11 protein-coding genes are annotated in these 13,270 nt (G+C 68.9%); 5 read left to right on the top strand and 6 right to left on the bottom strand.

The window, feature by feature from the left end; genetic code table 11:
• Positions 1–78: 78 nt before the first annotated feature.
• Positions 79–951 (top strand): LysR family transcriptional regulator, encoded by an 873-nt coding sequence (locus tag BME24068_RS09545; protein WP_096501540.1) that lies wholly within the window; start codon positions 79–81, stop codon positions 949–951.
• 57 nt (positions 952–1,008) lie between these two features.
• The gene (locus BME24068_RS09540) at positions 1,009–1,329 is read left to right on the top strand and encodes a DUF7660 family protein (protein ID WP_174925898.1); all 321 of its coding nucleotides are present in this window, start codon (positions 1,009–1,011) and stop codon (positions 1,327–1,329) included.
• A 51-nt stretch (positions 1,330–1,380) separates the two neighbouring features.
• Here BME24068_RS09540 and BME24068_RS09535 read toward each other — a convergent pair whose 3' ends face one another.
• Positions 1,381–2,280, bottom strand: a complete 900-nt coding sequence (locus BME24068_RS09535; protein ID WP_174925897.1) for a LysR family transcriptional regulator — start codon at positions 2,278–2,280, stop codon at positions 1,381–1,383.
• A gap of 98 nt (positions 2,281–2,378) precedes the next feature.
• Between BME24068_RS09535 and BME24068_RS09530 the strand changes: the two genes are divergently transcribed.
• The gene (locus tag BME24068_RS09530) at positions 2,379–3,377 is read left to right on the top strand and encodes an NAD-dependent epimerase/dehydratase family protein (protein WP_096501418.1); all 999 of its coding nucleotides are present in this window, start codon (positions 2,379–2,381) and stop codon (positions 3,375–3,377) included.
• Positions 3,378–3,427: 50 nt separating this feature from the next.
• Here the strand turns inward: BME24068_RS09530 and BME24068_RS09525 are convergent, their stop codons facing one another.
• From BME24068_RS09525 to BME24068_RS09505, 5 genes are all read right to left on the bottom strand, one after another.
• Positions 3,428–4,129, bottom strand: a complete 702-nt coding sequence (locus BME24068_RS09525) for a DUF2848 domain-containing protein (RefSeq protein ID WP_096501416.1) — start codon at positions 4,127–4,129, stop codon at positions 3,428–3,430.
• A 50-nt stretch (positions 4,130–4,179) separates the two neighbouring features.
• Positions 4,180–5,499: an MFS transporter gene (locus BME24068_RS09520; protein ID WP_174925896.1), complete on the bottom strand. Its 1,320-nt coding sequence runs from the start codon at positions 5,497–5,499 to the stop codon at positions 4,180–4,182.
• An 87-nt stretch (positions 5,500–5,586) separates the two neighbouring features.
• Entirely contained in the window at positions 5,587–6,273 is a 687-nt protein-coding gene (locus BME24068_RS09515) for a DUF4286 family protein (RefSeq protein ID WP_174925895.1), read from the bottom strand.
• A 100-nt stretch (positions 6,274–6,373) separates the two neighbouring features.
• Positions 6,374–7,420 carry a LysR family transcriptional regulator gene (locus BME24068_RS09510; protein WP_174925894.1) on the bottom strand — a complete coding sequence of 349 codons (1,047 nt, stop codon included), beginning with the start codon at positions 7,418–7,420 and terminating at the stop codon, positions 6,374–6,376.
• Positions 7,421–7,587: 167 nt separating this feature from the next.
• Complete coding sequence (locus BME24068_RS09505; RefSeq protein WP_096501408.1) at positions 7,588–8,379, bottom strand: SDR family NAD(P)-dependent oxidoreductase; 792 nt, start codon at positions 8,377–8,379, stop codon at positions 7,588–7,590.
• Positions 8,380–8,768: 389 nt separating this feature from the next.
• Here BME24068_RS09505 and BME24068_RS09500 point away from each other — a divergent pair, with 389 nt between their 5' ends.
• Positions 8,769–10,913: a hydantoinase/oxoprolinase family protein gene (locus BME24068_RS09500; protein WP_174925893.1), complete on the top strand. Its 2,145-nt coding sequence runs from the start codon at positions 8,769–8,771 to the stop codon at positions 10,911–10,913.
• Positions 10,914–10,924: 11 nt separating this feature from the next.
• Entirely contained in the window at positions 10,925–13,249 is a 2,325-nt protein-coding gene (locus BME24068_RS09495; protein ID WP_096501404.1) for a hydantoinase B/oxoprolinase family protein, read from the top strand.
• Positions 13,250–13,270: the final 21 nt, after the last annotated feature.

The following is a 13,270-nucleotide window of genomic DNA, read 5'->3' as shown; positions in this document are numbered from 1 at the left end:
TCTGCGGATCGCCGATGATTCGGAAAAGCGGGAATAGGTGGTAGTATCCATCGGGTTATTCGATGGATGGAGAAGGCGATGCGCGGTTTCGATCTGGATCAGTTGCGCACTTTCGCGGCGGTGGCGGATGCGGGCAGCCTGACGGCGGCCGCGCCGCGGCTGCATTTGTCACAGTCGACGGTCAGCGAGCAGGTACGCAAGCTCGAAGCGCGCGCCGGCGTGCCGCTGTTCGTGCGCAGCAAGCGCGGCGTCGAGCCGACCCCGGCCGGCGCGCGCTTGCTGCAGCACGCACGGCGCATCGTCGCGCTGAACGAGGCGGCGTTCGACGAGCTGCGCGGGCAGGCGATCAAGGGCGAATTGCGCGTCGCGATCACCGATTACTACCGGACGCATGAAGTCGCGGGGCTGCTCGCGCGGCTGCGGGAGTGCTACCCGCAGCTGAGCCTGCACGTGAGCGCGATGAAGAGTGCCGAGATCGAAACCGCGCATGCGCGCGGGCAGATCGATCTCGGCGTCGTGATGAACCTGTCGAGCGGCCCGTTCCGGCCCGCGTCGGCCGATACGCGCTGGGTGCTGCGGCGCGAGCCGTTGTCGTGGGTCACGTCGCCGGCGCTGGCCGAGCAGTTGCCCGAGCCGTTGCCGCTCGTGCTGCTGCCGGACGACTGCATGATGCATCAGATCGCGGTGCGCTCGCTCGACGAGCAGCACGCGCCGTACGTGCTCGTGCACAGCGCATCGGGCGTCGCGGGGTTGCAGTCGATGCTGGCGGCAGGGCTGGGCGTCGGTTGCCTGTGCGCGTCGGCGATCGGTGAAGGGCTCGTGCGCCTCGGCCCGAAATACCGGCTGCCGGTGCTGCCCGATGCGGTGTTCTCGCTGACGCCGCCGATGCCCGGCGAACGCGAGACCGTCACGCAGGCGCGCGAGGTGCTGTCGCGGCAGTTGCTGATGTGAAATCGTGCCGCGCGCGGGGTGTCGGCATGGATTCGGGGGACCGGCAGGGGGCCACGCATGAACGACGAACTGAAGAGCCAGATGGCCGAGCGGTTGCAGCACGCGCTGGAGCGGGTGGTGGACGAGCGCTCGTTGATCCATTTCCTGCGCGTGCTCGGCCATGACTGGCACACGGAGCGCCAGCTCGAGGCCGACGTGCCGCCGGCGCCGTATGCGGCCGCGGTGCTCGGCTGGGAGAACCGCTCGATCGGCGAATACCTGGAGGCGATGGTCGACTGGGCCGAGGCATCGGAGGAGGGGCTGCGTTGCTACGACCTGCCCGACAATCCGTGGCGGCGTATCGCCGACATCCTGTTCGCCGGCAAGATCTACGAGTAGCGCGCGGCGCGGCGCAGTGCCGATGCGGCAGGGGCGGCAGGGGCGTGCGGCCTAGTCGGCCGTCCCTTCGGCATACGCGCGCAGCCCGTTCGCCAGCGCATCGAACACGGCCCGGCAACGCGGGCTCGTACGCAGATCCTCGTGCATGACCACCCAGGTTTCCAGCGTCATCGCGAGCCTGTCCGGCAGCACGCGGGCGAGCCGCGCATCGCGTTTCGCGAGCCCGCTCTGGCAGAAGCCGATCCCGTAACCGGCGCGGATCATCGCGAGCTGCGCGAGATTGCTGTCGGTGCGCAACGCGAACGCATCGCGCTTCCACATCGGCATCCCGCGGCTCGCCGAGCGGATGAACGGCGTGACCGTATCGAAGCCGATCAGTGCGTGGTGCGCGAGCGCGTCGAGCGTCGATGGCACGCCGTTGCGCGCCAGATAGTCGTCGCGTGCATACAGCCCCACTTCGAGATCGCCGACGCGCCGTGCGACGAGCGCGTCCTGCGCGGGCGGCGTCATGCGCACCGCAATGTCCGCTTCGCGGTTCAGCACGTCCTGGATGCGGTCGGTCGGCACCAGTTCGATCACGAGCCCCGGATGGTCGCGCCGCAACTGCGCGAGCATCGGCGGCAGTACCTCGACCGCGATCACGTCGCTGGCCGAAATGCGGACCGTGCCGCGCACGCCCGCGCCGTGGCTCGCGGCGGCGCGCTCGAACGCGGCTGCCGCGCTGCGCAGCGCTTCCGCATGGCCGCGCAGCGCGAGGGCGGCCTCGGTCGGCAGCAGCCCCGACGGCGAGCGCGTGAACAGGGTCTGACCGAACGCGCTTTCGAGCGCCGCGACGTGGCGGCCGGCCGTCGGCTGCGTGATGCCGAGCGCACGCGCGGCGCCCGACAGCGAGCCCTCCGTCAGCACGGCGAGGAAGGTCCGGTAGCGTTCCCAGTTCAGATCGGTGGTCATGCATAAATGTATAGCTGATCCATTGGGTTCGGCAATTCCTTGTTAGCCGGCCGCGCGCCAGAATGCGCTCATCGACGGTTCATTCAGGGAGAGCGGCAATGACGACGAACGCAGGCGGGACGCAACCACTGGCACTCGTGCTCGGCGCGAGCGGAGGCATCGGCGGCGAGGTCGCACGTCAGTTGCGCGATGCCGGCTGGCAGGTGCGCGCGCTCAAGCGCGGGCTCGACGCCGAGACGGTGGAGCGCGACGGCATCGCGTGGATGCGCGGCGACGCGCTCGACCGCGAAGCGGTGGTCCGCGCGGCGCGCGGCTGCAGCGTGATCGTGCATGCGGTGAACCCGCCCGGCTACCGGAACTGGAACGAGCAGGTGCTGCCGATGATCGACAACACGATCGCGGCGGCGACGGTGGCGCAGGCGACCGTCGTGCTGCCCGGGACGGTATACAACTACGGCCCCGACGCGTTTCCGGTGTTGCGCGAAGAGGCGCCGCAGCATCCGACGACCCGCAAGGGCGCGATTCGCGTCGAGCTGGAGCGGCGGCTGCAGGCGGCGACCGCGCAGGGCGTGCGGACGATCATCGTGCGGGCCGGCGATTTCTTCGGCGCGCACGCGGGCAACAACTGGTTCGGACAGGGGCTCGTCAAGGCCGGGCGGCCCGTGGCCGCCATCAGCGTGCCGGGCCGGCCGGGCGTCGGCCATCAATGGGCATACCTGCCGGACGTCGCGCGCACGATGGTCGAACTGATCGAGCGGCGCGATACGCTGGAGCCGTTCGCGCGCTTTCATCTCGGCGGTCACTGGGACGCGGATGGCACGCAGATGGCGCAGGCCGTGCGCCGCGTCGCGCAACGGCACGGGATGCGGCCGACGGTGCGGCGTTTCCCGTGGTGGCTCGTGTGGGTGGCCGCGCCGTTCGTCACGACGATGCGCGAGATGCTCGAGATGCGCTATCTGTGGCGCGAGCCGCTGCGGATGGACAACGCGCGCGTGACGGCGGCGCTCGGCCGCGAGCCGGTGACGCCGCTCGACACGGCGGTGGAGGAAGCGCTGGCGGGGTTGGGGTGCTTGCCGCGAGCGGGCGCGGCGGGGTAAGCCGCGGGGTGAGCCGGTATCCGGCGGATGTTTATTGCCACCGCCCGCCGTTATGCCACGACCGGCAACACTTCGACCGCATACCGGTGCCGCAGGCTGCGCCCGAGCACCGGATCGTGCAGTTCCATCTCGAACGCATCGCCGTCGTCCATCGCCGCGATGGCCCCATGCACGACGACGGTGCCGCCGAACATCGCGCAGCGCGCGGGCATCGTGCGACGGTCGTCGAAGCGCTGCCACAGCGCATCGGGCGCGAGCAGCCCGCTGACCGCGCCATGCTGATACGCGACGCGTTCGCCGTCGCGTTTGATCCACCACGAACGCATCCCGATCGCATCCCAGTGACCGGCGACGTCCGCGTAGCGCCACGCGTCGCGGCCGAGCGGCTTCGCGCATACCTGCTTCGACACCGCGACGCCATACGCCTCGACTTCCCGATCGGTGTGATCCGACCCGAGCGTGACCAGCGTGCCGGCCGGGCTGTCGATCAGTACGCACTCGATCTCGCCGCCCGAGCGCGCGCCGAGCACGCCGATCGACGGCGCCTGGGTGAGCAGCGCGGATGCCACGCGATAGAAGCACGGCGTGGTCGACGGCGGCGCGACGCCGAGGGCCGCGAGTTCGTCGATGTGCGCGCGGATCGCGGCGGGATCGCGTCCGGCCCAGCCGGCGATCACGACGCGCTCGATCTGGACGTCGACGGCGGCCGGCGCGCCTTGCAGGGGAATCACGTTGAACGACAGGGCTGGCATGCGGATATCCGTTTGAAGTGCGAATGAATGAAACGATCGACGGGCGACGCTCAATCGGCGAGCGGCCGATGCGCGGTTTCGCGCGCGGCGAGCAGCGCGACCGACGTGACGACGAGCGCCGCGGCGACGTACAGCGACACGGCTGTCGTCGTGCCCGTCTCGCGGAACAGCGCGGCGATCACGAGCGGCGCGAAGCCGCCGCCGACGATGCCCGCGAGCGTGTACGCCAGCGACGAGCCGGCGTAACGCACGCGGGTCGGAAACTGCTCGGTGACGAATGCGCCTTGCGGGCCGTACATCACCGCATGGATCACGAGGCCGATCGCGACGGCCGCGACGATCGCGGCGGGCCGTGCCGAATCGAGCATCGTGAAGAACACGAACGCCCACACGATGCCGGCGATCGCGCCGGCGAGATACACCGGACGGCGTCCGAAGCGGTCCGACAGCGCGCCGAAGAACGGCACCGCGAGCGCGTTGCAGGCCGTGCCGACCATCACGGCCGTCAGCGCGACCGGGCGCGACAGGTGCAGCACGGTCGTCACGTAGGTCAGCGTGAACACGACGATCAGCGCGTACAGCACGTCCGAGCCGATCCGCGAACCGCCGGCGATCAGCAGGCGCCGCCAGTGGCACTTCAGCACCTCGGCGACGGGCACTTCCGCGGTCGCGTGCGATTCGGCGAGCTGCTCGAACTGCGGCGTTTCGTCGACGCCGCGGCGCAGCCAGAAACCGAACACGACGAGCAGCGCACTGGCCGCGAACGGCACGCGCCAGCCCCACGACAGGAAGTCGCCGGACGTGGTCGACAGCGTGACGAGCGCGATGCAGCCGGTGCCGAGCAGCGTGCCGAACGACGGGCCGATCTGCGTCCACGACGCGGACAGCCCGCGGCGTTTCTGGTCGCCGTGCTCGACCGACAGCAGCACCGCGCCGGCCCATTCGCCGCCGAGCGCGACGCCCTGCACGAAGCGCAGCGCGACGAGCAGGATCGGGCTCAGGATGCCCGCCTGCGCGTAGGTCGGCAGGGCGCCCATCAACGCGGTCGTCAGCCCCATCAGCACGAGCGTGAGCATCAGCACCGCGCGGCGGCCGATCCGGTCGCCGAGGTTGCCGAACACGAAGCCGCCGAGCGGACGCGACACGTAGCCGACCGCATAGGTCGAGAACGCGAGGATCGTGCCGGCCAGCGGATCGACCGACGGAAAGAACAGGTGATTGAAGACGAGCGCGGCGAGCGTGTTGTAGATCGTGAAGTCGTACCACTCGAGCGATGTGCCGATCATGCTCGCGGTCGCGAGTCGGCTGTTGCGGACGCGGCGTGGCGAGTGGGTGGCGGGCTGGGCGAGCGTGCTCATGGTGTCGGGCATGTCGTGACGGATGACGGAAGGGCGAACGTGGCCGACGGGCCGGCCGCGCGCTGCGAGCGTGCGGCGCGGCCGTCGCGGCGTCGGGGTTCAGGCGGACAATGCGGCGGCGACAGGCTTCGTTTCGGCATCGCGGCGGGCGAGCGCGAGCGGCGCGGCCGCGCGCCACAGCAGGTCGAACGTGCGCACCGCGTCGTGCCCGGCGAGCGCGGCGGCGACACGGCGCGTGGCGGCTGCGTCGCTGCCTTCGATCAGCACGAGCGCGTCGGCGGCCGGACGCGCGGCCGCATCGGCGCCGATCGGCGCGGAAAGATCGGGCGCGGTGCGGAACAGCCGGGCCGCATGGAGGCCGGGTTCGCGCAGCGCATCGTCGAAGCGTTCGCGCAGGCCCGGCACGTCGATGCGCTCCGGCGGCAGCACGAACAGCGCGAGATGCACGCCTTCGCCGTCGCCGGCTTCGATCGTCAGGTCGCCGACCCGTCGCTGCGTGCCCGTCATCCGCTCGAAATTCGCGAGCGACCAGGCCGTTTGATCCGTGAACGCGCGCCGGTACGCGTCGCTGCGGAATACGTCGAGCGTATCGGTCACGTACAGCGCGAGGTATTTGCGCGGGCCGTTATCGGTCGCGCGAAACCGCCGCGCATGCGTGAAGCCCGGAATCGCGACGCGCTCCTGCATGTGCTCGCGGTCGTACCACGCGTTGAAATCGGCTTCGTACGTCGGGTCGATATCCGTCCAGACGCAGAGCTGGCCGTGAGGAAGGGAAAGGCGGGTCATCGCGAGGTTCCTTGAGACGGGGTGTGTCAGGAACTGCAGTGTCCCGAAGACGGGCCGCGCCCGTCCAACAAGAAAACAAATTCGCGGTGAACAGGTTTTCTTATGAGCGGCGCGGCCGGCGCTTCGCGGGAGGAGCGGGCGGGGCGGATTTCGGCGTGCGTTTTGCCGCCGCGGTTCTGGTCCTGGCCGGCGCCCGGGCAGGCGCGTTGTCGAGGGGGGCGGTATCCGCGTCGGCCCTTGCCGGCGCGCCCGGCTTCGCATGACTCGCGGCCGCCGGCATCGCACGCGCGACTTCGCTCGCCAGTTCCGCGATGCGCGCGGCCACGGGCAGGCCCTGCGCGCGATACGACGCGACCAGCGGCAGCGCGGGGAATTCGGGTTCGACGTCGAGCAGCTCGAGCGCGCCTTCCTGCAGTTCGCGGCCGATGATCGCGGGCGGCAGCGCGGCCACGCCGAAGCCGTCGGCGACGAGCCGGATCATCGCGGCGACCGACGTGATGCAGTTGATGCTGGCCGGCCGCTCGACGGCCGCGAACAGCCGCTCGATCGTCGCGTGCGGGCCCGAGTGGCGCGAGAAGCTGATGATCGGATACGCGGCGAGCCGCGCGACGTCGAGCCGTTCGCCGCCGAGCCCGAGGCGCGGGCTGGCCGCCCAGTGCACCGGGAATTCGCACAGCGGCAGGTTCGTGAAGTCGGGGCCGGGCACCGGGTCGGTCTGCAGGATCAGGTCGACGCCGTCGGTGCTCAGCAGCCGGATCAGGTGCAGCGTCGTGTCGCTCGTGATCTCGACGTCGAGGCGCGGATAGCGCTCGCGCAGTTGCGCCATCAGCGCCGGAAACCAGCTGTGCACGATCGACTCGATCACGCCGATCCGGATCAGGCCGGCGTCGCTCGCCGCATCGATGTCGCGCCGCATCTCGCTGTCGAGCCGCACGATCCGCTCGGCATACGCGAGCATGCGCCGGCCCGCGGGCGTGAGCGTGGCCGAACGCGTGTTGCGGTCGAACAGCCGCACGTCGAACGCCTCTTCCAGCGACGCGATGCGGCTCGACACGGCGGCCTGCGTCGTATGCAGCTTCTCGGCCGTGAGCCGGAAGTTTTCCAGCTTCGCGAGCCAGACGAAGGTTTCAAGAAACCGGATGTTCATCGAATCCCGAACGGTGAGGCGGTGCCGCGTGCGGCGGCGGATCGGTCGATGTTAGCGGATTTTCGGGCGGGCAAACGCGCCGGCCGCGCGGCATGCCGGAAGATGCGCGCGAAACCCCGCGCGGCAGCCTTCGGCGCCGCACCCGCGCGGGGCGGCGAGCCCCGTCGTCACAGCTTGTCGAATGCGAGCGTCGGTACGTCGACGACCATCGCGCCGCCGTCCGCGACGAGCGTCGCGCCGGTCACGAACGACGCGTCCGGCGACGCGAGGAACGCGCACACGGCCGCGATTTCGTCCGGATCGGCCGCGCGCCGCAGCGGCACGTCGGCGCTCACGCGCCCATACGCGCCGTCGAGCGTGTCGCCGTAGGCGGACATCAGCGGTTCCATCTCCGCATCGGCCATCGGCGTGCGGACCCAGCCCGGGCATACCGCATTCGCGCGCACGCCGTGCGGCCCGTAGTCGCGGGCGAGCGACCGCGCGAGCCCGAGCAGCGCATGCTTGCCGACGGTGTAGCCGCACACGCCGGGGCCGGCCGCGAGCGCGGCGATCGACGCGACCAGCACGATGCTGCCGCGCTGCGCGATCAGGTCGGGCAGGCACGCGCGAGCGCTGACGAACGCGGTGTCGAGGTTCGCGTGCATCGCGTCGCGCCACCGGGCGTCGTCGGTTTCGTCCGCGCGGCCGAGACCGTGGCCGCCCGCGCAGGCGACGAGCGTGTCGACGCGGCCGAACCGTGCGGCGATTGCCGGCAGGAAGCCGGCCCAGTCGGCCGTGCTCGCCGCGTCGCCCGCGAGCGCGAGGCCGCCCGTTTCGGCGGCCAGCGCGTCGAGCGGTGCGCGCCGCCGCCCGATCAGCACGACGCGGTCGCCGCGGGCCGCGAAGCGGCGCGCGCACGCAGCGCCGATGCCGGTGCCTGCGCCGGTGATCGCGATCGTACGGGGTTGCGGGTGCGTCATGTCGTTCTCCGGAAAGATGTCGATTCCGGTCACTTTAGAGGCCGGCCGGCCGCGCGGCTATCAGCCGAATGGCTGAACGCGAACGACGGCGCGCAGCCAGGGACGCCGCACGACGGCGTGGATAGCTGTCCGCCGTCGACGCCGACTGATATCCGGACGCCGGGCCAGTCCGGAATCCGGACGTCCGTCGCGACGTCGCCGGCCCGCGCGAATGCGCCCGATTCGACGACCCCGCGCCAGGCATGGCCCGGCGCGCTTCGAGCGGCCCGATCCGCCGAATGGCACGGTTGTTGCCTCTTTGCAGACGAGCCGGCGCCCGGGTTCGAACGATGACCTCGCTCGAACCGGGACACGGCTCATCACGACTTCAATCATTGGAGACATCAACCATGGAAGGACTTTCGCAAGTCCAGGTCTTGGGCATCGACGCGGGCGGCACGATGACCGACACCTTCTTCGTGCGCGAGGACGGACGGTTCGTCGTCGGCAAGGCGCAAAGCAATCCGGAGGACGAGTCGCTGGCGATCTTCAACTCGTCGCAGGATGCGCTCGCACACTGGCAGCGCGACGTCGACGACGTCTATCCGGAACTCGTTACCTGCGTGTATTCCGGCACGGCGATGCTCAACCGCGTCGTGCAACGCAAGGGGCTCGAAGTCGGGCTGCTCGTCAACAAGGGCTTCGAGCACGTGCACCTGATGGGGCGTGCGATCCAGAGCTACCTCGGGTACGCGCTCGAAGAGCGCATCCATCTGAATACGCACCGCTACGACGAGCCGCTCGTGCCGTTGTCGCGCACGCGCGGCGTCACCGAGCGTACCGACGTCCAGGGCGACATCGTCATTCCGCTGCGGGAAAACGAAGTGCGGCAGGCCACGCGGGAGCTGGTCGCCGCCGGCGCCAAGGCGATCGTCATCTGCTTTCTCCAGTCGCACAAGAACGCGACGAGCGAGCGTCAGGCACGCGACATCGTGCGCGACGAGCTGGCCGGGCACGGCGTCGATCTCCCGGTTTTCGCGTCGGTGGACTACTACCCGCAGCGCAAGGAAAGCCACCGGATGAACACGACGGTGCTCGAGGCGTATGCGGCCGAACCGTCGCGGCAGACGCTCAAGAAGGTGAGCGACCGCTTCCGCAAGCACGGCGCGAAATTCGACCTGCGGGTGATGGCGACGCACGGCGGCACGATCAGCTGGAAAGCGAAGGAACTGGCGCGCACCATCGTGTCGGGGCCGATCGGCGGCGTGATCGGCTCGAAGCTGCTCGGCGAGGCGCTCGGCTACGACAACATCGCGTGCTCGGACATCGGCGGCACGTCGTTCGACATGGCGCTCATCACGAAGGGAAAATTCGCGATCGCGTCCGACCCGGACATGGCGCGCCTCGTGCTGTCGCTGCCGCTCGTCACGATGGACTCGGTCGGCGCGGGCGCCGGCAGCTTCGTGCGGCTCGATCCGTACAGCGGCGCCATCAAGCTCGGGCCGGACAGCGCCGGCTATCGCGTCGGCACGTGCTGGCCCGACAGCGGCCTGACGACGGTGTCCGTATCCGATTGCCACGTCGTGCTCGGCTACCTGAATCCCGACAACTTCCTCGGCGGCCAGATCAAGCTCGACGTGAATCGCGCCCGCGAGCACATCCGCGAGCAGATCGCCGAGCCGCTCGGACTCTCCGTGGAGGATGCGGCGGCCGGCGTGATCGAACTGCTCGACCTGCAGTTGCGCGAATACCTGCGCTCGAACGTCAGCGCGAAAGGCTACAGCCCGACCGAATTCGTGTGCTTCTCGTACGGCGGCGCGGGGCCGGTTCATACCTATGGCTACACCGAAGGGCTCGGCTTCAAGGACGTCGTCGTGCCGGCATGGGCGGCAGGCTTCTCGGCATTCGGCTGCGCGTGCGCGGATTTCGAGTATCGCTACGACAAGAGCGTCGATCTCGCGGTGCCGCAGCTCGCATCCGACGACGAAAAGGCGGGGGCCGCGCAGACGATCCAGAAGGCCTGGTCCGAACTGACGGCCAAGGTGATCGACGAGTTTCGCATCAACGGCTTCAGCGAACGGGACGTGATCCTGCGGCCGGGCTTCCGGATGCAGTACATGGGCCAGCTCAACGATCTCGAGATCGAATCGCCGATCGCGAGCGCGTCCGGTGCGGACGACTGGGACAAGATCGTGACCGCCTTCGAAGACACCTACGGCCGCGTGTATGCGAGTTCCGCGCGCTCGCCGGAACTGGGTTTCTCGGTCACGGGCGCGATCATGCGCGGGATGGTCATCACGCAGAAGCCGGTCTTGCCGGAAGACCCCGTTGCCGGGCCGACGCCGCCGGCGGACGCCCGCGGCGGCACGCGGCGTCTGTACCGCAACAAGCGGTGGCACGACGCGGTGATCTGGCGGATGGAGTCGCTCAAGCCGGGCAACGAGATTACCGGCCCCGCGATCATCGAATCCGACGCGACGACGTTCGTCGTCCCCGAGGGCTTCGCCACCACGCTCGACAAGCACCGCCTCTTCCACCTCAGGGAAGTCAAGTAAGGAGACATGCGATGAACATGATGTCCAGCCAGGAAGTCGGTTTCGCCGATCTGCTGAAGAACGGCCAGACGCTCAAGCAGTTCCGCGACGGCATTCTCGAGCGCACCGAGCGAACCGGCCACTACAACGGGCTCGAGCGGCTCGAGCTGCGCGAGCGCGATCCGATCCGCTACGAGAAGATGTTCTCGAAGCTGCGCGGCGGCCTCGTGCATGCGCGCGAAACGGCCAAGAAGATCGCCGCGAGCCCGATCGTCGAGCAGGAAGGCGAGCTGTGCTTCACGCTTTACAACGCGGCGGGCGACTGCGTGCTCACGTCGACCGGGATCATCATCCACGTCGGCACGATGGGCGCGGCGATCAAGTACATGATCGAGAACAACTGGGAAGCCAACCCGGGCATTCAGCCCGGCGACATGTTCACCAACAACGACTGCTCGATCGGCAACGTCCACCCGTGCGACATCGCGACGATCGTGCCGATTTTTGCGCACGGCAAGCTGGTCGGCTGGGTCGGCGGCGTCACGCACGTGATCGATACCGGCGCGGTGACGCCGGGCTCGATGTCGACGGGCCAGGTGCAGCGCTTCGGCGACGGCTACATGATCACGTGCCGCAAGACGGGCGTGAACGATACGCCGCTGCGCGACTGGCTGCACGAGAGCCAGCGCTCGGTTCGCACGCCGAAGTACTGGATTCTCGACGAGCGCACGCGCATCGCCGGTTGCCACATGATCCGCGACCTGATCGAGGAAGTGATCGCCGAGGAAGGCCTCGACGCATACGAGGAATTCAGCTACGAGGTGATCGAGGAAGGGCGCCGCGGCCTGCAGACGCGCATCAAGGCGATGACGCTGCCGGGCAAGTATCGCAAGGTCGCGTTCGTCGACGTGCCGTACAACCATCCGGACGTGCAGACGTCGTCGGCATTCGCGAAGCTCGACTCGATCATGCATTCGCCGGTCGAGATGGAGATCCGCAAGGACGGTTCGTGGCGGCTCGATTTCGAGGGCGCGAGCCGTTGGGGCTGGCACTCGTACAACGCGCATCAGGTCGCGTTCACGAGCGGCATCTGGGTGATGATGACGCAGACGCTGGTGCCGACGCAGCGCATCAACGACGGCGCGTATTTCGGCACCGAATTCCATCTGCCCAAGGGCGCGTGGATGAACCCGGACGACCGCCGCACCGGGCACGCCTACGCGTGGCACTTCCTGGTGTCGGGCTGGAGCGCGATGTGGCGCGGCCTGTCGCAGGCGTACTTCAGCCGCGGCTATCTGGAGGAAGTCAACGCGGGGAACGCCAACACGTCGAACTGGCTGCAGGGCGGCGGGATCAACCAGGACGGCGACATCCATGCGGTGAACAGCTTCGAGGCCTCGTCGTGCGGCACCGGCGCGTGCGCGATCAAGGACGGCCTGAATCACGCGGCCGCGATCTGGAACCCCGAAGGCGACATGGGCGACATCGAGATCTGGGAGATGGCCGAGCCGCTGCTGTACCTCGGCCGCAACGTGAAGTCGAATTCCGGCGGCTACGGCAAGTACCGCGGCGGCTGCGGATTCGAGACGCTGCGCATGGTCTGGAAGGCGCAGGACTGGACGATGTTCTTCATGGGCAACGGCTACATGAACAGCGACTGGGGGCTGATGGGCGGCTACCCGCCCGCCACCGGCTATCGCTTCGAAGCGCATCGCACGGGCCTCGAGGAACGCATCGCGCGGGGCGAGAGCCTGCCGCTCGGCGGCGATACGAATCCGGACCTGCCGGACTACGAAAGCCACCTGAACGCCGGCGCGCTCGTCAAGCGCGACCAGCAGTGCATGACCACGGAGGACTGCTACAGCAACTACGATCTCTACCTGAACTACCTGCGCGGCGGCCCCGGCTTCGGCGATCCGCTCGACCGGGAAATCGACGCGATCGAACGCGATCTCAACAATGCGGTGCTGCTGCCCGAATACGCGCAGAAGGTCTACGGGGCGGTCGCGACACGGGATGCCAACGGCATCTGGACGGTCGACCCGCAGGCGAGCGCGCTGCAGCGCATCGAGATCCGCAACGCGCGTCTCGCGCGCTCGCAACCGACCCGCGAATGGATGAAGGGCGAGCGCGAACGGATCCTGCTCAAGCACGCGTCGACGCAGGTGCAGCATATGTTCGCGACGAGCTTCGGCCTGTCGGAGAAATTCGAGCAGCAGTTCCGCACGTTCTGGGAGCTGCCGGACACGTGGACGCTCACCGAGGACGAACTCGACGTGCCGACCTACGGTTCGAAATTCCGCATGGACCTGTCGAAGATGCCCGACGTCAATACGGTGGTGCTGGTCGAGGAGTGAACCAGGCGCCCCCAAGCACTA

Source organism: Burkholderia anthina, assembly GCF_902498995.1.
GTDB lineage: Bacteria > Pseudomonadota > Gammaproteobacteria > Burkholderiales > Burkholderiaceae > Burkholderia > Burkholderia anthina.
The sequence above is the reverse complement of the archived record's forward strand: the minus strand, read 5'-3'. Positions and strand labels throughout refer to the sequence as shown.